Source organism: Gelidimonas denitrificans, from assembly GCF_055694065.1.
On sequence record NZ_CM146350.1, the window covers coordinates 2,847,553 to 2,870,205 of the forward strand.

At 57.2% G+C, this 22,653-nt stretch carries 18 protein-coding genes; 4 read left to right on the plus strand and 14 right to left on the minus strand.

Annotation, left to right across the window (positions count from 1 at the left end):
* Positions 1-3: 3 nt before the first annotated feature.
* The 11 genes from murA to FKCLFG_RS13355 form a co-directional block, all read right to left on the minus strand.
* Positions 4-1,251 (minus strand): UDP-N-acetylglucosamine 1-carboxyvinyltransferase, encoded by a 1,248-nt coding sequence (gene murA / locus FKCLFG_RS13305; RefSeq protein ID WP_472613553.1) that lies wholly within the window; start codon positions 1,249-1,251, stop codon positions 4-6.
* Entirely contained in the window at positions 1,244-1,486 is a 243-nt protein-coding gene (locus FKCLFG_RS13310) for a BolA family protein (RefSeq protein ID WP_472613554.1), read from the minus strand. The genes murA and FKCLFG_RS13310 overlap by 8 nt, the downstream gene beginning before the upstream one ends.
* Before the next feature lie 73 nt (positions 1,487-1,559).
* On the minus strand, positions 1,560-2,333 hold the full coding sequence (locus FKCLFG_RS13315; protein ID WP_472613555.1) for an ABC transporter permease: 774 nt from the start codon (positions 2,331-2,333) through the stop codon (positions 1,560-1,562).
* On the minus strand, positions 2,330-3,247 hold the full coding sequence (locus tag FKCLFG_RS13320) for an ABC transporter ATP-binding protein (protein ID WP_472613556.1): 918 nt from the start codon (positions 3,245-3,247) through the stop codon (positions 2,330-2,332). The genes FKCLFG_RS13315 and FKCLFG_RS13320 overlap by 4 nt, the downstream gene beginning before the upstream one ends.
* Before the next feature lie 148 nt (positions 3,248-3,395).
* A complete protein-coding gene (locus FKCLFG_RS13325) occupies positions 3,396-3,680 on the minus strand; it encodes an STAS domain-containing protein (RefSeq protein WP_472615864.1) in 285 nt (94 codons plus the stop codon).
* A gap of 17 nt (positions 3,681-3,697) precedes the next feature.
* The gene (locus FKCLFG_RS13330; protein WP_472613557.1) at positions 3,698-4,345 is read right to left on the minus strand and encodes an MlaC/ttg2D family ABC transporter substrate-binding protein; all 648 of its coding nucleotides are present in this window, start codon (positions 4,343-4,345) and stop codon (positions 3,698-3,700) included.
* 110 nt (positions 4,346-4,455) lie between these two features.
* Positions 4,456-5,163, minus strand: a complete 708-nt coding sequence (locus FKCLFG_RS13335) for an MlaA family lipoprotein (RefSeq protein ID WP_472613558.1) — start codon at positions 5,161-5,163, stop codon at positions 4,456-4,458.
* Positions 5,160-5,636, minus strand: a complete 477-nt coding sequence (gene mlaD, locus FKCLFG_RS13340; protein ID WP_472613559.1) for an outer membrane lipid asymmetry maintenance protein MlaD — start codon at positions 5,634-5,636, stop codon at positions 5,160-5,162. The genes FKCLFG_RS13335 and mlaD overlap by 4 nt, the downstream gene beginning before the upstream one ends.
* Before the next feature lie 134 nt (positions 5,637-5,770).
* Complete coding sequence (mlaE, locus tag FKCLFG_RS13345) at positions 5,771-6,553, minus strand: lipid asymmetry maintenance ABC transporter permease subunit MlaE (protein WP_472613560.1); 783 nt, start codon at positions 6,551-6,553, stop codon at positions 5,771-5,773.
* Positions 6,550-7,344, minus strand: a complete 795-nt coding sequence (locus tag FKCLFG_RS13350) for an ABC transporter ATP-binding protein (protein WP_472613561.1) — start codon at positions 7,342-7,344, stop codon at positions 6,550-6,552. The genes mlaE and FKCLFG_RS13350 overlap by 4 nt, the downstream gene beginning before the upstream one ends.
* 399 nt (positions 7,345-7,743) lie before the next feature.
* On the minus strand, positions 7,744-9,060 hold the full coding sequence (locus FKCLFG_RS13355; protein ID WP_472613562.1) for a hemolysin family protein: 1,317 nt from the start codon (positions 9,058-9,060) through the stop codon (positions 7,744-7,746).
* Between the two features lie 717 nt (positions 9,061-9,777).
* Between FKCLFG_RS13355 and FKCLFG_RS13360 the strand changes: the two genes are divergently transcribed.
* From FKCLFG_RS13360 to FKCLFG_RS13375, 4 genes are all read left to right on the plus strand, one after another.
* The gene (locus tag FKCLFG_RS13360; RefSeq protein ID WP_472613563.1) at positions 9,778-10,236 is read left to right on the plus strand and encodes a cache domain-containing protein; all 459 of its coding nucleotides are present in this window, start codon (positions 9,778-9,780) and stop codon (positions 10,234-10,236) included.
* Between the two features lie 115 nt (positions 10,237-10,351).
* Entirely contained in the window at positions 10,352-12,082 is a 1,731-nt protein-coding gene (locus FKCLFG_RS13365) for a methyl-accepting chemotaxis protein (RefSeq protein WP_472613564.1), read from the plus strand.
* A gap of 48 nt (positions 12,083-12,130) precedes the next feature.
* Complete coding sequence (locus FKCLFG_RS13370) at positions 12,131-13,825, plus strand: gamma-glutamyltransferase family protein (protein ID WP_472613565.1); 1,695 nt, start codon at positions 12,131-12,133, stop codon at positions 13,823-13,825.
* Between the two features lie 286 nt (positions 13,826-14,111).
* Entirely contained in the window at positions 14,112-14,732 is a 621-nt protein-coding gene (locus FKCLFG_RS13375; protein WP_472613566.1) for a LysE family translocator, read from the plus strand.
* A gap of 325 nt (positions 14,733-15,057) precedes the next feature.
* Here the strand turns inward: FKCLFG_RS13375 and FKCLFG_RS13380 are convergent, their stop codons facing one another.
* The 3 genes from FKCLFG_RS13380 to FKCLFG_RS13390 form a co-directional block, all read right to left on the minus strand.
* Positions 15,058-16,521 carry a glutamate synthase subunit beta gene (locus tag FKCLFG_RS13380; protein WP_472613567.1) on the minus strand — a complete coding sequence of 488 codons (1,464 nt, stop codon included), beginning with the start codon at positions 16,519-16,521 and terminating at the stop codon, positions 15,058-15,060.
* A gap of 101 nt (positions 16,522-16,622) precedes the next feature.
* A complete protein-coding gene (locus FKCLFG_RS13385) occupies positions 16,623-21,350 on the minus strand; it encodes a glutamate synthase-related protein (protein ID WP_472613568.1) in 4,728 nt (1,575 codons plus the stop codon).
* 192 nt (positions 21,351-21,542) lie between these two features.
* The gene (locus FKCLFG_RS13390) at positions 21,543-22,256 is read right to left on the minus strand and encodes a transposase (protein ID WP_472613569.1); all 714 of its coding nucleotides are present in this window, start codon (positions 22,254-22,256) and stop codon (positions 21,543-21,545) included.
* Positions 22,257-22,653: the final 397 nt, after the last annotated feature.

Consider the following 22,653-nt stretch of genomic DNA (forward strand, 5'->3'; position numbering starts at 1 on the left):
TTATTACACTCGTTTGATGTCGGCGCCCACCGCCGACAGTTTGACTTCCATCCGGTCGTAACCGCGATCCAGATGATAGATGCGCTCGATCAGGGTTTCGCCCTGCGCTGCCAGCCCGGCGATTACCAGCGAAGCCGAGGCGCGCAAGTCGGTCGCCATCACTGGCGCGCCGATCAGTTGCTCGACCCCATGCACAATCGCGGTATGGCCTTCGGTATCGATCTTCGCACCGAGCCGTTTAAGCTCTTGCACATGCATGAAACGATTTTCGAAAATCGTTTCCGTGACGTGGCTGGCGCCGCTGGCGATGGCATTGAGCGCCATGAACTGGGCTTGCATGTCAGTCGGGAAGCCCGGATATTCGGTGGTGCGAAAACTCACCGCCTTCGGGCGCGACGCCATCTGCACCCGCACCCAATCGCTGCCCGAGGTCAGGATCACACCGGCTTCGCGCAATTTGTCGAGTACTGCATCAAGAATGTCGCTGCGGGTGTTTCGCAGCGTCACGTCGCCGCCCACGGCTGCTACTGCGCACAGGAAAGTGCCGGTTTCGATGCGGTCGGCGATGATCGTATGCGCGGCGCCGTGCAGCGCTGACACGCCCTGAATCAGCAGCCGGTCGGAGCCGATGCCATCGATCCTGGCGCCCATGGCAACCAGCAGGTTGGCCAAATCGGTGATTTCCGGTTCGCGTGCGGCATTTTCCAGCACCGTTTCGCCATCGGCCAAAGTGGCTGCCATCAGTAGGTTTTCGGTGCCGGTGACGGTGATCATGTCGGTCACGATGCGCGCACCCTTGAGCCGCTTGGCTTTGGCGTGAATGTAACCGGCCTCAATCGTGATTTCCGCACCCATCGCCTGCAAGCCCTTGATGTGCTGCTCGACCGGACGCGAACCAATCGCGCAACCGCCCGGCAGCGATACCTTGGCTTCGCCGAAACGCGCCAGCAACGGACCCAGCACCAGAATCGAAGCGCGCATGGTCTTGACCAGCTCGTAAGGCGCCTCCAGCTTGTCAATTGCATTGCCTTGCAGGGTGCAGTGTTCGCCCTCCTGGGAAATCTGCAAGCCGATCTGGCGCAGCAGGCGCAACATGGTCGAGACATCCTGCAACTGCGGCAAGTTCGATAGCACGACCGGCTCGGCCGTCAGCAAACCGGCGCACAGAATAGGCAGGGCGGCGTTCTTGGCGCCGGAGATGGTGATTTCGCCGGACAGCCGGCGGCCGCCAGTGATGCGCAGTTTATCCATGCTGGGCGAATTCTTCCGGAGTCAGGGTTTTCATCGACAGCGCATGGATTTCTTCGCGCATGCGCTCGCCCAGCGCCGCATAGACGATCTGGTGCCGCGCGATCGGGCGCTTGCCGGCAAACGCCTCCGAGACGATGAGCGCGCTGAAATGCTGGCCGTCACCTTCAACTTCGAGGTGGCTGCAGGCCAGCCCCGCGGCGATATAGGTTTTAATCAGTTCTGGTGTAGTCGACACGATTTTATCTTTCCTGGTAAGCAGCCAATAAGGGCTGATAGAGGCTAATGGATATTATTTGATTTCAATGCAATTAGTGGCGCAACTTGTAGCCGTGCTTCAACATCTGGACCGCAAAAACAGCCAGGATGATGGAAAATCCGGCCACAATCGCGAAACTGAGCAGCGGATCGACGTCAGACTGACCGAAGAATCCATAGCGGAAGCCGTCAATCATATAAAAAAATGGATTGAAATGCGAGACCATCTGCCAAAAAGGCGGCAGCGAATGGATCGAATAAAACACTCCCGACAAAAAGGTGGCCGGCATGATCAAAAAATTCTGAAAGGCGGCCAGCTGATCGAATTTTTCCGCCCAGATGCCGGCAATCAAGCCCATCGTGCCCAGCATGAATGAACCCAGCACCGCAAAAATCACGATCCACCACGGCGCCATGAAGCGCACTTCGGTAAATAAGGCGGTGATGATGAAAACCCCGGCGCCCACCACCAGCCCGCGCACCACTGAAGCCAGCACATAACCGGAAAACAGCTCCCAGTGCGACAACGGCGCCAGCAGCACGAACACCAGGTTGCCGGTGATCTTCGACTGGATCAGCGAAGACGATGCATTCGCAAACGCATTCTGCAGCACGCTCATCATCACCAGACCCGGCACCAGGAACGCGGTATAGCCCACACCCGGATAGACCTGCACATGGTTTTCCAGCACATGTCCGAAAATCAGCAGGTATAGCAGGGACGTGATGACCGGCGCCGCCACCGTCTGGGAAGCAACCTTCCAGAAACGCAGCACTTCCTTGTAAAACAGGGTTTGAAAGCCTTTCGGCATGGAGAATGGGCTCATCGCAACAGTTCTCCATCCATGATTTGCAAAAACACGTCTTCCAGATCGGCCTGTTGCAATTGCATCGCTTCGATCACCGCGCCGCTTTCGCGCAACACAGCCAGAATCGGCTCGACTTCGGCGTAGTCATTGACCCGCAACGGGTAGACATTGCTGGAATGCGATTCTTTCGATTCCACCAGCAACGGCCGCAACGCCGGCGGCAACACGCCATTGCGCAAATGCAATAGCAGCAGCGAACCCGAAATACGCTTGATCAGCGCATCCGTGGTGTCGAGCGCTACCACCTTGCCGTTCTTGAGCATCGCAATCCGGTTGCACAGCGCCTGCGCTTCTTCCAGATAATGGGTGGTCAGCACCACGGTGTGGCCTTCGCGGTTCAGGCGCTCGATGAATTTCCACAGGGTCTGGCGCAACTCGACATCGACGCCCGCAGTCGGTTCGTCCAGCACGATCACCGGCGGCTTATGCACCAGTGCCTGCGCCACCAACACGCGCCGCTTCATGCCGCCCGAAAGCGCGCGCATGTTGACATCGGCCTTGTCGGTCAGGTCGAGATTATCCATCACCTCGTCGATCCATTTGTCGTTATTCTTTAGTCCGAAATAGCCGGATTGCAGGCGCAAGGTTTCGCGCACGCTAAAAAACGGATCGAACACCAGTTCCTGCGGCACTACGCCCAGTTGCTGGCGCGCAGCGCGGAAATCGGTGGCAACGTCAAAGCCCTGCACGGTGACGCGACCGGCGTCAAGTCGGGTCAGACCGGCAATGATCGAAATCAGCGTAGTTTTGCCGGCGCCATTGGGGCCGAGCAGACCAAAAAACTCGCCTTCCTCGATCGATAGCGAAACGCCGCCCAGCGCCTGCAGCGATTTGTAGCGTTTTTCGACTTGGGTTATCTGAATGGCAGCCATAGTGGCGCGATAGGCACTTTACACAAAAAAATGAGTCGGAATGCCTCGGGATTATTATCAATCCTTGACGGCAAAGCTGTTGATTATAGGAGCTTTGGGAAATTTCAGGCGTTCAAGACAGGCAACGGCAATGGCGCCAGCCTGAAGATCAGCGATGGAGTGGGTGCTCGCCGACGCCAGCCGGCAACAAATCATCGACGTCATACAACGCAATCAGACTGTGCAGATTGGCCGGCAAATTTTCAAATGTGAGCGCCAGCTTGCGCGCTTTGGCGGCGCGCTGCCAAGCCAGCAGCACGGCAACGGCCGACGAATCGACCGTCGTTATCGCGGCCATGTCGATTACCGACTGTTGCTGCGCCAGCGCCTGCAAGCCCTGCTCCAGCACGGCAGTAGCGTTATTAAAGGTCAGCGATTGAGCGGGCCGGAACAGCGGCAGGGTTGCCGGCATCAGGAAGATTTTGCTGTTTTCGCGGCGTCTTCTGCCAGCCGCTTGTTCTTCTCGGACAACACCTTGATCAAGCCATCGATGCCGGACTTGCTGATTTCGGCTGAAAAACTGCCCTTGTAAGTTTGCACCAGCCAGGCGCCCAGCACATTGATGTCATAAATTTTCCAGCCGGCGGCCGTTTTCTGCAGGCGATAGTTCAGCTGGATCGGTTCGCCGCGCGTTTGCACCACTTGCGAGCGCACTAGCACATCGGTGTCGGTGGCGGCGGCACGAAAAGGTTTGAAGTCAAGCTTTTGATCCTTGACTTGTGAAATTGCCCCCGAATAGGTATAGACCAGCAGGTTGAGAAATTCAGCGGTCAACTGTTTTTTCTGCTCCGGCGTGGCTTCGCGCCAGTTACGGCCCACTGCCAGCGCGGTCATGCGCTCAAAATCGACGTATGGCAGGATTTTGGCTTCGACCAGTTCCAACACCCGTTTCTGGTTACCGCCCCGGATTTCACGGTCGGTTTTGGCGATCTCCAGCACTTCCTGGCTGATGCGCTTAACCAGCGCATCGGGCGCCTCTTCCGCCGCCTGGGCGGTAACCGTAAATGCCAGCGTAACAAGGGCGAACACGGCAACAATAAATTTATTCAGGATTTTCATATTTTTAAAAATTAGTTAGAACAGCAGGCATGCTGTAATTGCAATAATTCGACTATAGAAATAGGGCCGGGTTCCCTCGGACGGCGGCAAGGCCGCCGCATCCGATAAGGTTAATAGCCGTCATCATCTTTGCTGCGGCCATCCTGCACCAGGCTTTCACGCCGCTGCAGATAGGCGTCGCGGGTAAATGCATATTTATCCAGCGCGGCATCTTCGATCAGGGACGAGGCCCCCAGCAGTGCTGCACGCTGATCGACCAGCCGCACGCCGGTACCGATATTGCGCACATTGACCGGGTCCTTGTAACTCCACAGGTCGGCCGAAAAATCGACCGGGAACGCTGCCGTGTCGCGCGCTGTGGAAGCGCCGAACACCGGCAACACCACGTACGGCCCCGACTTCATGCCCCAGACGCCCAGAGTCTGGCCAAAGTCTTCCTTGTGCTTGGCCAGGCCCGCTTCGGAACCGATGTCGAGCACGCCCAGGAATCCCATCGTGCTGTTGAGCGCAACGCGCATGATGTCGGTCATGCCATTTTCCAGCTTGCCTTGCAGCAAATTATTGACTGCAGTCCATACGTCGCCGATATTGCCAAAGAAGTTGCCGACCCCGGTCTGCACAAACGATGGCAGCACATCCCGATACACAGTCGCCACTGGCTTCAAAACCACCTGATCGAGCTTGTCGTTGAAGCCGAACATGGCCCGGTTATAGCTTTCAAGCGGGTCCTGGGGATGACTGCCGGTGGCGCAGCCGGACATTGCCAGTGTCAATCCCAGTACTACGCCGAGCACCGTTTTTCGATGTGTTATTTTCATTTATCGCCCTCTTTTCCGTCTGCCACCTTGCTGAACAGGAACTGACTGATCAGGTTTTCCAGCACCACCGCGGATTGTGTCATGACGATTCTGTCGCCGGCTGCCAGGTTATTTGTATCGCCGCCCGCTTCCAGCCCGATATATTGCTCGCCCAGCAGGCCGGAGGTCAGGATTTTGGCCGAGGTATCCTTCGGAAACTGATAGCGCTGTTCCAGATCCAGCGTCACTTGCGCCTGGTAAGTCTTGTCGTCGAAGCGGATTGTGCCTACCCGCCCGACCACTACGCCGGCGCTTTTGACCGGCGCGCGCGGCTTCAGGCCGCCGATGTTGTCGAAGCGGGTCACGACCGGATAGGTTTTATCAAAGGAAAGCGCGCTACTCATATTGCCCACCTTCAGAGACAGGAACATCAGCGCCGCCGCACCCAGCAATACGAACAGGCCAACCCAGATATCGAATGATTTTCGCTGCATGAAATACTGCCTTCTTCCGCCGTTTAACCCAAAAATGATGGGGGTATATTAAAAAATACAGTGAGTACCGCATATAAATAAAGCGATATTAAAAATACCTTAATAGGTATATCTACACCATCAGGACTGTGCGTCTACTTGTTGAACATCAGCGCCGTCATCACGAAATCGAGCCATAACACCAGCAAGGACGATACCACTACCGTGCGGGTGGTGGCGCGCGCCACGCCTTCCGGCGTCGGCTGCGCTTCATAGCCTTGATACAGCGCAACGAAGGTCGCGGCAATTCCGAACACCACGCTTTTCAGCACGCCGTTGGCGATATCGTTCCAGACATCCACTCCAGCCTGCATTTGCGACCAAAATGCGCCTTCATCGACGCCGATCAAGGGTACGCCAACAAAATATCCTCCCAATACACCCAGCGCGCTGAACAACGCCGCCAGGATCGGCATCGCGATAATGCCGGCCCAGAAGCGCGGCGCAATCACGCGCTGCATCGGATCGATTGCCATCATCTCCATCGCCGACAATTGCTCGCCGGCCTTCATCAAGCCGATTTCCGCGGTCAGCGAAGTACCAGCGCGGCCGGCAAACAGCAGCGCGGTCACGACCGGCCCCAGTTCGCGCGTTAAGGACAGCGCCACCAGCAGGCCCAGCGATTGCTCGGAACCATAGCTATTGAGCGTGTAATAGCCTTGCAAACCCAGCACGAAACCGACAAACAGGCCCGACACCGAAATAATCACCAGCGAATAATTACCGATGAAGTGGATCTGGTCAGTTATTAGGCGCGGCCGCCGCCAGAGACCGCTTGATGCCCGCAAAATCGCCAGGAACGCCGTCGCGGTATAGCCCAGATCGGCCAGCAAGGTACGCGTGACTGCGCCCAGCGCCGCCAACCAACGCAGCATCATGAGCGCGCCTCCAGTCCCAGATCCGCCGCCAGCGTGCGGCCGGGATAATGGAACGGCACCGGACCATCGGCCCGGGCATTGATGAACTGTTCCACATATGGGTCACTGGACGCCTGCAACTCGGCCGGAGTGCCTTCGGCGACGATTTTCCCTTGCGACAGAAAATAGATGTAATCGGCAATCGCAAACGATTCATGCACATCGTGCGAAACCAGGATCGAGGTCGAGCCGAGCGCATCGTTCAGACGCCGGATCAGGTTCGCGATCACGCCCATCGAAATCGGGTCCAGCCCGGCGAACGGCTCGTCATACATGATCAGTTGCGGGTCCAGCGCAATCGCGCGCGCCACCGCGACCCGCCGCGCCATGCCGCCGGAAATCTCGGCCGGCTTCATTTGCGCCGCATTGCGTAGTCCCACCGCGTGCAGCTTCATCAGCACCAGATCGCGGATCATCGCTTCACCGAGATCGGTATGTTCGCGCAGCGGGAAGGCGACATTTTCGAACGCGGTCAAATCGGTAAATAGCGCGCCATGCTGAAACAGCATCCCCATCTTGCGCCGCAGCGCATACAACCCCTTGGCATCGAGCGCTTGCACCGGCTGCCCGTCCACCTGCACCGAGCCGGACTGAGCCCGGATCTGGCCGCCGATCAAACGCAGCACCGTAGTCTTGCCGGAGCCGGAACCACCCATCACGGCCACCACCTTGCCGCGCGGAAAGCGCATGTTCAGGCCGTTCAGGATATGGCGCTCGCCATATGCAAAACTGAGGTTGTCTATTGAGACCAAGGGGGAGGCGTCTGATGGCACGTTTGCGTTTGTCAACAAGGATTGCGGAAAGCGCCATTATAAATGGAATGTTGCACTGCGGCTTGATTGGCCCGAGATGGTTGTGCGGCATAATCCGCTGCACCGGCACCTGCGGCGCACGGATGGCTGGCGGCCAGCGCGTGCAACGGCGCGCCGCACACTTTGCAATAATGTAAAAAACAAGGGGGTATATGAAAAAATAGTATATTTTCAGCATATATATTATGCGCACATAAAAAATACTATTAATAGTATAAAAAATCTGCCGCAGCGTCCGCTGCGGCAGATTTCTGCATCGACTTCAGGTTGCCATCCGGCACGGCCCGGATTGCCTGGCTCTGTGTGACTCGTAGTCAGTCAAGATCGAGAGCGGTGTTACTACTGTGCAGTCGTATCGGATGGATAGACGCGCACCAGCGCGATACGGGTGCCGTTCATCTTCTGGACCACAATCTCGAACTGTTCGAAGACGATTTTTTGGCCTTCTTTCGGAATGTCGCCCAGCTTCACCATGATCAGGCCGCCCACCGAATCGGCGCCTTCCAGATCGAAGTCTTCATTCTCGATATCGATGCCCAGGATGCGCTCCAGCGTAAAAATCGACAGGCTGCCCTTGCCGACCAGGGTGCCGTCTTCGAGCCGGGTCCAGTCGTTTTCGGTTTGCCTGAATTCGTCGCGGATATTGCCCACCAGAGCACCCAGCAGATTGTCCAGTGTCAGAAAGCCCTGCGGATTACCGCCTTTTTCACCGACGATGACAAAGTGCGGAGCGCCGGTGCGGAAGCGGCGGAACAGCTCAAGCGCCGGCATGTGCGGTGGCACCTGTTGCACCGGGCGCAGATAGTCGCGCCAATTGTCGATCGAATCGCCCTCCTGCTGCGCCAGAAACAAATCCTTCAAATGGATCATGCCCAGCACGCGTGCGCCGTCGAAATAGGGATAACGGCTGAAGCGGTTGCGCGCCACCGTTTGCATATTTTCCTGCAACGATTTGGACTGCTCCAGCGCGGCGACTTCATGAATCGGGCGCATCAGGTCCGACACTTTGAGCTCGCTGAAATCGAGCGTTTGCGCCAGCACATTCCATTCGTCGTGACTGAATTTTCCGGCCGGGTGGCTGGAGCGCAAGATCAGCTTGAGCTCCTCCTTGGAATAGTGCGCATCATGCGCGCTGGCATTGCCCAGGCCGGCCATCCGCAGCACCCAGTTGGCGCTGGCATTGAGGACCCAAATTGCCGGGTACATCAGCCAGTAAAAACCATACAGCGGCAGCGCACTCCACAAACCGATCTTGTCGGGGCTGCGAATCGCCATCGATTTCGGCACCAATTCGCCGACCACGATATGCAAAAATGAGATCACGAAGAAAGCGAACGCAAACGAGATGCTGTGAATGACTTCCGGTGAGGTGACACCTGCCAAACCGAACAAAGGCTTCAGCAAGCTCGCAAACGCAGGCTCGCCGATCCAGCCCAAACCGAGCGACGCCAGCGTAATGCCGAGCTGGCAAGCAGACAGATAAGCATCGAGCTGGGTGTGCACTTTGGCGAGAATCTGTCCAGGCAATCCATTCTTTTTGGCGATGGCGCGAATGCGCGTCTGCCGCAGTTTGACCAGGCTGAATTCCGCCGCCACAAAAACACCATTGAGCGCGACCAGAAGTAATGCAACAACTATGAGGAGAATATTTTCCATTAGAAGGATTTTTGTCACTAAGGTGACTACTATACAGGTGCTCCGGAATGCGGCTTGGACACAACCAACACAGTGCATTATCGCTTCGCACGTGCGCGCCAAGTCCTGGAATCGACTGTATTAAAGCGCACCCTCAACAGCTTTAAAAGAGCGCAACAAAGCCTGTGCGCATGCCGGAAATACAACACCAGAACCCGATCGAATCAGAGATCGAGGTAGCCCTGCGCCAGTGGGTCCCGGCTATCCGGCAGAAAGACGAAAGATGCCACTGGAACAACCATACACAGCGCGCGCCATCAGCTATGCCTTCGATGCGCGCTGACGAGAACTAAGGCGCCGGTCTTGGGCATACCAAGTGCCAAACCGGCCACAACCGACGCCTTGACATCAAAATGTTGCCATACGGCTATAATGCCGTCTTTTAAACGGTTCCTGATGCTTGCACGATCAGGTTTTCGGGCACCGTACTGACGCCCTACCCTGATGTCGCGAGGGGACTTGTGTTGGATGTAATTGCCCTTTCATCCTGATGGCGGCCGGTTTGCATCCCGCAGAAGCATCGAACGGCCACAGGCCGAAAAATCGGCGTTGACTCCTGTTTGACCGAATTGAAGCTTTAATAAAAACGGCTTTTACAGCGATGGCGGAGGACGGCGCCAAGGCAAGTCGACAGATACATCAATTTATCAATTACCAACGAATGTTAAAGAAAATCACATGAATAAATTACTCAAAACAACCGTTTTTGCGCTGTGCGCACTCAGTCTGAATGCTGCATCTTTTGCAGCCGAGCGCGGCACGATTGACGAAGCCATTGTGCTGGTACAAAAAGCAAAGGCTTACATCAAGGCAAACGGTAATGAAAAAGCGTACGCCGAATTCAGCAGCCCAAAAGGACAATTCCATGATCGCGATCTTTACATTTTCGTGTTCGACAAGAAGGGAAATACCCTTGCGCACGGCGGCAACCAGCGCTTGATCGGCAAGAATCTGTATGAGCTGAAAGATGTCACTGGCCTCTATTCCACCCAGGCTTTGCTGGACGCCGCACAGAAAGGCGGCGGCAAGAGCCATTTCAAATTCCTGAATCCGCAAACCAAGGCGATTGAAGCGAAAACCGGCTACTCCGAAATGGTCGGCGACGTCATGGTCGGATCTGGCGCATACGTCAAATAATCAATCGATTCCCGAAAAAGAGGGCCTGCGGGCTCTTTTCTTTTTGCCCCGCGGGATGCGCAATAAAGTATCAAAAAATTAATGTGCAATACAAAAAAATGATTAAGGTTTGAATATGAATTTGCGTAACTTACGTATTGGCGTAAGACTGACTGTCGGCTTCTCGGTCATATTGGCAATGCTGATTTTCGTTGTCGTGGCCGGCAACATGATTAATGCCAGCAGCACGAATAAATTGATGCACCAGCTTGAAACCGCCAATGCGAAAACGATGTTGGCAACCGAAATGGAAAACGCGCTGCTCGAAGGCGCCATCGCAATGCGCAACACTGCTCTGCAGTCTGAGGTTAGCGCTACGCAAAAAGAAGGAGAAAAGGTCAAGGCGCAGAGTAAGCGCTACGCCAGCGCGCACGATAAGTTAGTCGCAATAGGACTGACCGAAGGCGAGAAAAAAATACTGTTGAATATCGAGAAACTGGACAAGGAAATGGTCGATCCTTTCCTTCAGGTCACCGGCCTTGCACTCATATTCGATCCCGAAAGTGCTGGGAAAGTGATTGCCTCTTCGATCGAACCGCTGAGTCAGAAAGCGTTGGTGGAAATCAACCAGCTAGTCGCCATCCAGCAGGGGGCGGCTACCGCCGTGATGGCCAATACCGTGGTTACGGGAAGAAAACTGCAGATACTGCTGTACCTGATCGGCGCGATCGCGACGGCAATCGGCGCGGCATGCGCCTGGATATTGACCCGCAGTATTACGCATCCGCTACGCAATGCCGTATCGATTGCGCAGGCGGTCGCTGAAGGCGATCTCACCTCGCAGGTGCGCGTGGTCGGCAAGGACGAGGTCAGCCAACTGCTGGATGCGCTGAAGAAGATGAATGATAATTTGTTTGAAACCGTAACAAAGGTGCGGCAGGGAACGGACACAATCGCCACTGCTTCCATGCAAATCGCCGCCGGCAATCTCGATCTTTCATCGCGTACCGAGCAGCAAGCAAGCAGCCTGGAGGAAACCGCTGCATCCATGGAAGAGTTGACCAGCACCGTCAAGAAGAACTCCGACAACGCGCGCCAGGCTAACCAATTGGCGGGGTCCGCATCGGACGTTGCCGTCAAGGGCGGTTCGGTGGTGTCGCAGGTGATCGAGACCATGGCTTCGATCCATGTATCTTCCAAGAAGATAGTCGACATCATCAGCGTAATCGACGGCATCGCATTCCAGACCAATATCCTGGCGTTGAACGCCGCAGTGGAAGCAGCCCGCGCCGGTGAGCAGGGCCGAGGTTTCGCGGTAGTCGCGGCCGAAGTGCGCAACCTTGCACAACGCGCCGCAGGTGCGGCCAAAGAGATCAATGGACTGATCGCCGATTCGGTCGAAAAAGTCGCCGTCGGCACCAAACTGGTAGATCAGGCCGGCGCCACCATGGATGAGATTGTCGAGAGCGTCAAGCGCGTGACCGACATCATGGGCGAAATCACGGTCGCCAGCCAGGAACAGACCTCGGGCATCGAGCAGGTCAATCAAGCCATCAATCAGATGGATCAGGTTACCCAGCAAAATGCAGCGCTGGTGGAGCAGGCGGCCGCAGCAGCCCAATCCTTGCAAGACCAAGCCGGCAATCTGTCGCACGTCGTCAGCATCTTCAAGCTTGATAGTGATAGCGCGCCTAATGGTGTTGCAATTGGTGTTGCAATTACTACGCCTGCTGCGCGCGGCAGGATCGATACCGCACGTCCCGCTTTGCGGATGCAGCCGGCCAGGATCATCTCCAACTCCACTTTAAAAGGCAAACCAGTTGCACCGACCAAGACGGCTGCGAGCGACGATTGGGAAGAGTTTTAACCACCGATTTACAGCACGGCCACAGCACACCCCTTTTGAAAGCTGAACATGACAAAGTACACTAGCCAATCACCCGACTCGGCTGCAAGACGCGATTTTTTGGCAAAAATAGCGGCCACCACAGGCGTCCTGGCATTGGGCCAAACGCCTTTTGCTTTCGCCCAGCAGACCACGCTTGCCACGTCAAGCAAAGGCATGGTGACCAGCCCCCATACGCTTGCCACCGAAGCCGGTCTGAAAGTATTGCGTGAAGGCGGCAACGCTATCGAGGCAACGATTGCGATGGGTTCCGTGATTGCCGTCACCTACCCGCATTTCTGCGGAATCGGGGGCGACGCCGTCTGGATCGTCGCTGACCGGGATGGCCGCAAGACGACACTGATGGGCATCGGGCAAGCAGCCGAGAAGACGCCAGAATTCAGCGGCAAGATTCCGTTGCGCGGCGCGGGTTCCACCGTGACTTCTGCTTGCACCGTCGACACCTGGAATCGGGCGCATGAATTTTCCAAAAAGAACTGGGGCGGCAAAAAAAGTTTTGCTTCGCTCCTCGATACAGCGATTGGCTACGCTGAAAACGGCTTTCCGACGACCGCTTCCCAAGTTTTCTGGCATGACTTCCGCAAGACTGAAGTAGCCAATTGGCCCGGTTTCGCCAAACTCTTCATGCCGAACGGGAAGGCGCGGCAGGTTGGCGATATCTTCCTGCAGCCCGACCTCGCGCGCAGCCTCAAGCTGATTGCGAAGAATGGTCCACGCGACTTCTACGAAGGTGAACTCGCGGCGCAAATCGCCAAGGGTTTGCAAGCTGCCGGATCGCCATTGACCGCAGCAGACCTGAAAAAGACCGTGGCCAGAGAAGCAGCGCCGGCAATGCTGGACTATCGCGGCGTCACGCTGCTGGCACCGCCGTCCCCGACCCAAGGCATTTCCACGCTGGAGATCATGGGCGTGCTGCGCGAGTTCGACCTGAAAAACGTGCCCGAAGGCAGCGCTGATTACTATCACCTCTGTGTTGAAGCCGTGAAACAAGCTTTCCTGGATCGCCCAGGCATCGCCGATCCGGATTTCGTCAAGCAAGCGGTGAATCTATGGCTGTCGAAAGAGCATCTCGCGCGAAAAGCGGCCGCCATCGACAAGGCTCACGCCATGCCATGGCCGCACGTATTTAAAACGGGCGACACGGTATACATCGGCGCGACCGATTCGGAAGGGCGCAGCGTAAGCATTCTACAAAGCGTCTATTTCGACTGGGGGAGCGGCGTCGTGGTCGGCGATACCGGCATTCTCTGGCAAAACCGCGGCGCCGCTTTCAGCCTCGATCCAAACAGCCCGAATGTGCTGAAACCCGGCAAGCGTCCGTTTTACACGCTCAATCCGGGTATGGCGCTCAAGGATGGCAAACCGCATATTCTGTACGGTACGCAGGGTGCCGACGGTCAGCCGCAAACTTTAGCCGTGGTTCTGACGCGCCTGCTGGATTACAAGCTCGATCCGCTCCAGGCGCTGGCCCGGCCGCGCTTCCTGCTCGGGCAAACCTTCTCCGACAGCCGGGACAGCCTGAAGCTGGAGCGGGATGCCGGCGCCAATGTTTTCGCCGAACTTGCGCGACGCGGTCACGAGATGAGCCCGATCGAGTCCAACAGCCCGCTCGGCGGCCAGGCCGGCGCTATCGTCATCCACGCAGATGGCAAAATAGAAGGTGCGCATGATCCGCGCAGTGATGGATCCGCCATGGGCGTGTAAAGGCACTTGATAGCAAAGCGAGTCGGTCACCAAGACACCGGCCGGCCGACTTTAGACAACGCGCTTCAAATGGCATTTTTGGGCCGGCAACCGCCATTCACGCTGAATGGCGGCCCGAAAGCACGGATTTTCCATACCGACAAAATCACCTCATTGGTGCACCGCGTGCGCGCACATCCGCACCAACTGGGACACGGCCAGCGGCGGGGCTGGAGCCGACTGCTGCGGCCCCGCCGCCGGTTTTGAAGGTGGATAATTGCGGTACTGCCCTCTTATCGAAAATCCCATGGACATATCCACCATCGCACTCTTCGTGCCGGCCTGCTTCGCGCTCAACATGGCGCCGGGCCCCAACAATTTGCTCTCGCTGAGTAACGCCACCCGCTATGGTTTTCGCCAATCGTGCGCCGCAGGGCTGGGCCGCTTGCTGGCGTTTGTCGGCATGCTCACGCTGACTACGGCTGGTCTGGCCGCCGTGCTCCACGCGTCAGAACTTATTTTCTACGGCATCAAGATCGGCGGCGCTGCCTACCTGTTCTATCTGGCCGTCCAGCTTTGGCGTGCCAACCTAAGTCCGCAAGTCGAGGCGGCCGCGCCCCGCGTCGGCTTGCTGTCTCTGGCCCGACAAGAGTTTCTGGTGGCCGCCGGCAACCCAAAGGCAATTCTCATATTTACCGCGTTCTTGCCGCAGTTCATCAATCCAGCGCAACCGGTCACACCGCAGTTCGCGCTGCTGGGCGCATTGTTCCTGGCGCTGGAGTGGCTAGCAATTGCCGCCTACGCGTACATGGGCGTACATATGCGGCGCTGGTTTGCCCGGCCGCGCGGTCAGCGCATCTTTAACCGGTGCTGCTCTGTCTTGTTGGCGGGCGCTGGTTTTGGGTTGCTGGCATCGCGCCGCGCCTGATGGCGAAACGGACCCGCCGCGCTAATTAAGCGCGGCGATCTTTGGAGATTCGCGGGTGATCCATTGCATGATCCGCCTCACAGGCTCAAGGTTTTCAGGATCAGGCCGACCACCGCGCATGCGGCGATGACGTGAATGGGATCGCGCATGCTTCAAGCAATCCGGCCATCGACCGCATCGAGAATCAAAAACAATGGGGTATGCCAAAAAACATGGCACTTTACGCATATATATTGTGCAGTAACAAAAAATACCATGTGCAGTAAAAAACCTGCAGCATCTTGCGATGCAGCAGGTTTTTTTGCGACGGCTGGCCGTTCCGTTCTTAGCGTGGCAGTACCGAAACCCCCATCAGGAATTCATCCACGGCGCGCGCACATTGGCGGCCTTCGCGGATCGCCCACACCACCAGCGATTGGCCGCGCCGCATGTCGCCGGCGGCGAATACCTTGGCGGCCGAGGTTTTATAGCAACCGTCGCCTTCGGTGCTGGCGCGGGCGTTGCCGCGCACGTCTTTCTCGACCCCGAAGGCATCCAGCACCTGCTGCACCGGCGACACGAATCCCATCGCCAGCAACACCAGATCGGCCTTCATCGAAAATTCGGAATCCGGCACTTCGACCATTTTGCCGTCTTGCCATTCGACCCGGCAGGCGACCAGTTTTTCGACTTTGCCGTTCTTGCCTTCGAAGCGTTTGGTGGCTACCGCCCAGTCGCGCTCGCAACCTTCGTCGTGCGAGGAGGAAGTGCGCAGCTTGGTCGGCCAGTACGGCCACACCATCGGCTTGTTTTCCTGTTGCGGCGGCTGCGGCATCAGTTCGAACTGGGCCACGTCGGCGGCGCCTTGCCGGTTCGAGGTGCCGACGCAATCGGAGCCGGTATCGCCGCCGCCGATCACCACCACATGCTTGCCGGTCGCCTTGATCTGGTCTTTCTGCTTGTCGCCGGCATTGACCTTGTTTTGCAACGGCAGGAAATCCATCGCGAAATGCACGCCTTTGAGCTCGCGCCCCGGCACCGGCAAATCACGCGGTTGCTCGGCCCCGCCGGCGATGATGACGGCGTCGAAATCTTTTGCCAACTGCTCGGGCGTGATGGTTTCGGTGGCCCAGTTGTTGACGTTTTTCGGGAAATCGCGGCCGACGAAAACGCTGGTGCGAAAGGTCACGCCTTCGGCCTCCATTTGCGCGACGCGACGGTCGATCTGCGATTTTTCCAGCTTGAAGTCAGGAATGCCGTAGCGCAGCAAGCCGCCGACGCGGTCGCTCTTCTCGAACACCGTCACCGTATGGCCGACCCGCGCCAATTGTTGCGCCGCCGCCATGCCGGCCGGGCCGGAGCCGACTACCGCGACACTTTTGCCGGTCTTAACGGCAGACGGCTGCGGCACTACCCAGCCGTTTTCCCAACCCTTGTCGATGATGAAATGTTCAATCGACTTGATGCCGACCGGCGCGTCATTGATGTTCAGCGTGCAAGCCGATTCACAGGGCGCCGGGCAGATGCGGCCGGTGAATTCGGGGAAATTATTGGTCGACAACAAGGTTTCCAGCGCCGCCTGGTAATTGCCGCGATACACCAGGTCGTTCCAGTCCGGGATGACATTGTTTACCGGGCAGCCGTTGGAGCAAAACGGAATCCCGCAGTCCATGCAGCGCGCACCCTGCGTCTTGGCGTCGGGGTCCGACAGATGCATCACGAACTCTTTGTAATTCTTGAGCCGCGCTGGTGCTGGCAGATATGTTTCTTCCTGTCGTCTGAATTCCATGAAACCGGTTATCTTGCCCATTTCTACCCCTTTATCTGATCTGGCCAGCGCCCTGCGAAACACAGTGCCGGCATGGCAGGCCGGGTTGTCCGGCCCGCACTACTTAATTGCGTAAGCTTTATTTATGCCACAACCGTCGGCAACGATTCCAGCGTGGCGGCCTCGGCCTTGTCCGCCTTTGCCGCATGCATTTCACCCAGAGCGCGCTTGTATTCGATCGGGAAGATCTTGACGAACTTGCTGCGGGTATCGGCCCAGTTGTCGAGCATGTTGCGCGCGCGCGTGCTGCCGGTGTATTTGAAATGACGCTCGATCAAGCCTTTCAGAATCGCTTCGTCGGCCAGCTTTTCGCCATCGCGCTCCAGCGCATGCCACAGGCTGCGATCCACAATTACCGCTTGCTCGGCCACCGGCAAAATCTTTTCCAGCGTGACCATCGCTTGATTGCACTTGCAGGCGAAGTCGCCATCCGGGTCAAACACGTAGGCAATCCCGCCCGACATGCCGGCCGCGAAGTTGCGCCCGGTGGCGCCCAGCACCACCACGGTGCCGCCGGTCATGTATTCGCAACCGTGGTCGCCGGTACCTTCCACCACCGCAGTGGCGCCCGAGTTGCGCACCGCGAAACGCTCGCCGGCCACGCCGCTGAAGAAAGCTTCACCCGCGATAGCGCCGTACAACACGGTGTTGCCGATGATGATGTTGTCGACTGCGCGGCCGCGGAATTCGGTGTTCGGACGCACGATGATGCGCCCGCCCGACAGGCCTTTGCCGACGTAATCGTTGCCGCCGCCGACCAAATCCAGCGTGATGCCGTGCGCCAGGAACGCGCCGACGGACTGGCCGGCAGTGCCTTGCAACTGAATGTGGATGGTGTCGTCAGGCAAGCCGGCATGGCCGTAACGCTGCGCCACTTCACCCGACAGCATGGTGCCCACGGTGCGGTTGACGTTCTTGACCGGCGAGATGAAGGAAACCTTTTCGCCGGTTTCCAAGCCTACTCTGGCTTGCGCAATCAGTTTGTGATCGAGGGCTTTTTCCAGCCCGTGATCTTGCATTTCCGCATGCTTGATCGGCATATCGGCGGCGACTTCAGGCTGATAGAAAATCCGCGAGAAATCGAGGCCCTTTGCCTTCCAGTGCGAAATTGCCTTGGATTTGTCGAGCAAGTCGGCGCGGCCGATCAGTTCGTCGTAAGTCCTAATTCCGAGTTGCGCCATGATCTGGCGCGCTTCTTCGGCCACGAAGAAGAAGTAATTGACCACGTATTCCGGCTTGCCGGAGAATTTGGCGCGCAGCACCGGATCTTGGGTGGCAACCCCAACCGGGCAGGTGTTGAGGTGGCATTTGCGCATCATGATGCAGCCTTGCACCACCAGCGGTGCAGTGGCAAAACCGATTTCATCGGCGCCCAGCATGGCGGCGATGGCGACGTCGCGGCCGGTCTTCATCTGGCCGTCAGCCTGGACCCGAACCCGGCCGCGCAAGCCGTTCAACACCAGCGTTTGCTGGGTTTCCGACAAGCCCAGCTCCCAAGGCGTGCCGGTATGCTTGATCGATGACAAGGGCGAAGCGCCGGTGCCGCCGTCATGGCCGGCAATCACCAGATGGTCGGCTTTCGCCTTGGAAACACCCGCGGCAATCGTGCCGACCCCGACTTCGGACACCAGCTTGACCGACACCGAAGCGCGCGGATTGGCGTTTTTCAGATCGTGAATCAATTGCGCCAAATCTTCGATCGAGTAAATATCATGGTGCGGCGGCGGTGAAATCAAGCCTACGCCGGGCACCGAAAAACGCAGTTTGGCGATGTATTCAGAAACCTTGCTGCCCGGCAGCTGACCGCCCTCGCCCGGCTTTGCGCCTTGCGCCATCTTGATCTGGATCTGATCGGCGGAATTCAGATATTCCGCAGTCACGCCGAAACGGCCGGATGCGACCTGCTTGATGCGCGAGCGCATCGAATCGCCTGCCAGCAAGGGAATATCCGCCACAACCTGCTCGGCACCGAGAATCGACGCCATCGTTTCGCCCTGCTTGATCGGGATGCCTTTCAATTCCTGAGTGTAACGCTGTGGATCTTCGCCGCCCTCGCCGGTGTTCGATTTGCCGCCGATGCGGTTCATCGCCACTGCCAGCGTTGCATGCGCCTCGGTCGAGATCGAACCGAGCGACATCGCGCCGGTAGCGAAACGCTTGACGATTTCCTTGGCCGGTTCCACCTGATCCAACGGGATCGCCTTGGTCGGATCAATCCTGAACTCGAACAAGCCGCGCAAGGTCATGTGGCGCTTCGACTGCTCGTTGACGATCTGCGCGTATTCCTTGTAAGTGTTGAAGTTGTTGGAGCGGGTCGAATGCTGCAGTTTCGCAATCGCGTCCGGAGTCCACATGTGTTCTTCGCCACGCACCCGGAACGCATATTCGCCGCCGGCGTCAAGCGCATTTGCCAGCACCGGATCGTCGCCGAAAGCTTGCTGATGCAAGCGCAATGCTTCTTCGGCCACCTCGAACACGCCGATCCCTTCGACATTCGACGACGTGCCTTTGAAGTATTTATCCACCAGCGATTTGTTCAGGCCGATGACCTCGAAAATCTGCGCGCCGCAATACGACATATAGGTAGAGATGCCCATCTTCGACATCACCTTCAGCAAGCCCTTGCCGACACCCTTGGTGTAGTTATAGATAGCGGTGTCTGCAGACAAATCGCCTGGCAAACCCTGCGCCATGCCAGCCAGCGTTTGCATCGCCAGATAAGGATGCACCGCTTCCGCGCCGTAACCTGCCAGCAGCGCGAAATGATGGGTCTCGCGGGCCGAACCGGTTTCCACCACCAGGCCGGTCGATGCGCGCAAGCCCTGCTTCACCAGGTGCAAATGCACCGCCGAGGTAGCCAGCAGCGCCGGAATCGCGACTTCATTGGCGTCCATCTTGCGATCCGACACGATCAGGATATTGTGGCCGGACTTGACCGCATCGACCGCCTCGGCGCACAGCGAAGCCAGGCGCGCCTCGATGCCTTCGCTGCCCCAGGCGACCGGATAGCAGATATTGAGCTCATACGATTTGAACTTGCCGCCGGTATGCGCGCTGATGTTGCGCAGGTTGGTCATGTCGGCAAAATTGAGTATCGGCTGCGCCACTTCCAGGCGCATCGGCGGGTTGATGTTGTTGGTGTCGAGCAGGTTCGGTTTGGGGCCGATGAAGGACACCAGCGACATCACCATCGCTTCGCGGATCGGGTCGATCGGCGGATTGGTGACTTGCGCAAACAATTGCTTGAAATAGTTATACAGCGGCTTGAGCTTGTTCGACATCACCGCCAGCGGCGAATCGTTGCCCATCGAACCGATGGCTTCTTCACCATTGGTGGCCATCGGCGACATCAGGAACTTGATGTCTTCCTGGGTGTAGCCGAACGCCTGCTGGAGGTCCAGCAGCGTGGCTGCCTTTTCCCCGTTTCCCGGCTCTACCTCTACAGCGCCGGCCTTGACCTTGAGATCGCCCAACTTGATGCGCACCGAATTGACCCAGGCCTTGTATGGCTTGGCATTGGCGTAGGTATTCTTGAGTTCCTGGTCGTCGATGATGCGGCCCGCTTCGAGGTCGATCAGGAACATCTTGCCCGGCTGCAGACGCCATTTCTGGATGATTTTCGATTCCGCAATCGGCAACACGCCGGATTCGGACGCCATCACCACGAAATCGTCGTCAGTCACGATATAACGCGCCGGACGCAAGCCATTGCGGTCCAGCGTGCCGCCGATGTGGCGACCGTCGGTGAAAGCCATCGCAGCCGGACCGTCCCACGGCTCCATCATTGCGGCATGGTATTCGTAAAAAGCGCGCCGGTTATCGTCCATCTGGGCGTGGTTTTCCCACGCTTCAGGGATCATCATCATCATCGCCTGCGCGATCGGATAACCAGCCATCACCAGCAATTCCAGCGCATTGTCGAAAGTCGCAGTATCGGATTGGCCTTCGTAAATCAGCGGGAACAGTTTTTGCAAATCGTCGCCTAGCACCGCCGACTTCATCACCCCTTCGCGCGCGCGCATCCAGTTGAAATTGCCTTTGACCGTATTGATTTCACCGTTATGGGCAATCAAACGATACGGATGGGCCAGCGGCCATTCCGGGAAAGTGTTGGTCGAGAAACGCTGATGCACCAGCGCCAGCGCGGAAATGCAGCGCGGATCCTGCAGGTCGCGGTAATACTCGCCAACCTGATCGGCCAGCAGCAGGCCCTTGTAGACAATAGTGCGGGCCGACATCGACGCCACGAAATATTCCTGGCCATGCAGCAGATTGAGGGCCTGAATCGCATGCGAGGCTGATTTGCGAATCACATACAGTTTGCGTTCGAGCGCATCGGTAACCATGATATCGGGGCCGCGTCCAACGAAAATCTGGCGAATGAAAGGTTCTTTCTTGCGCACCGTAGGCGACATCGGCATATCGGCATCGACCGGCACATCGCGCCAGCCCAGCACGATCTGGCCCTCGGCACGCACCGCGCGCCCCAACTCTTGCTCGCAAGCCATGCGCGACGCATGTTCTTTCGGCAGGAACACCATGCCCACGCCGTATTCGCCTGGCGGTGGCAAGGTCACGCCTTGCTGCGCCATCTCTTCGCGATAAAACTGGTCGGGAACCTGAATCAGGATGCCGGCGCCATCGCCCATCAGCTTATCGGCGCCGACTGCGCCCCGATGGTCCAGATTTTTCAGGATCAGCAGACCCTGCTCGATCACGGAATGCGATTTGACGCCTTTGATATGGGCAATAAAACCGACGCCGCAGGCGTCATGTTCTCTGGTTGGATCGTACATACCTTGTGCGCGCATAACCGTTCTCCACTGCTTGATGAGTTTGAAAGCGAAGAATAGTGCAGCGCAAAAGAAAACTCAATAACAATAATTAGGGTCAGTGTAAAATTAAGTATGAATAATTTTTAAAATAGATTTAAATAGGGACGGAGTGAATAAAGGTCGCCTGTTAGTGCGGTATCTGTTTTTCTTGCGTGCTATCCGCCTTGATCAATCCAGCTTGACGCGCGAGGCCTCGGATTTTTTCCGTGGCCGCCCTCTTTGGGCTGGCGCCACACGGCGATTCACTTGCTGCGCCAGCGACTGCTGGAACGCTGCGTCGCCCAGTACCCAGCCCTTTAATAGCGATGCATTCAGCAATGCGACCTGCTTCGGCGGCAAGGCCTGTTCCAACAATGCCTTATATTCCGCCTCGCGCTCGAAAGGCGTATTGCCCAGCGACCAATACAGCGGGTGATCGGTCACCAGCGGATCGACTCTGGCTCCGACATGGTGCGCATAACTCGACCACGGATATTGCGCCGCCGTCGCCACCAAGCCGGAGCGCACCGGATTGGTTTCGAGATAGCGATAACAGGTCAGCAGGTAGCGCGGCGCTTCGATCACCGACGCCTTGAAGCGGCCCTGCCACAGCGTGCCGACATGTCCATGCTTGCGGTTGAAGTACGGCACGTAATGACGCCCCACCCACTGCATCATGCGGCCCAAACCGGCTTCATCAGTGGGCGTGGCTAGCAGATGAAGATGATTTTCCATCAATACGTAGGCATGAATGGCAACCTTGAACTGGCGCGCAGCATCGTGCAGCCAGCCCAGGAAAGCCAGAAAATCGCTGCTGTCGCAAAAAATCGGCTGCCGGTTATGGCCTTGCTGAAGAATGTGGTGCGGCTGCTGGGGAATTACGAGTCGGGGAAGTCGGGCCATAGTGCGCAGTGGTGTGAAGGTATATGAAGATGTGCGTCAAGCATCCCATTTTAATAAGAACGCGACTCGGGCCCTATTTAAATTTGGAATCGCCGCGTTTCAATCACATCCACGCATTTTTGTTTTCAAAGTGCGATATTGGAACAGTAATTCTTGCTGTGTTCATAAAATGACCACTTTCAGCAAAATCCTGTGCGGCAATTCGATCAAGCATCCTGATCAGCGCCTACACCCAAGTGATGCGCCATTCCTGGATTTTTCGCAATAAAAGCCAAGCTGGCATGGCTATTGCCACTAGAGGTTTATGCAGCGCGGACTGGTGGCAAAGACCCATCATCAGAACCATCACAATCCTGCCTGGCTTTCGCGTTTTGCAAAAGCCTCACCTATTAGGAGT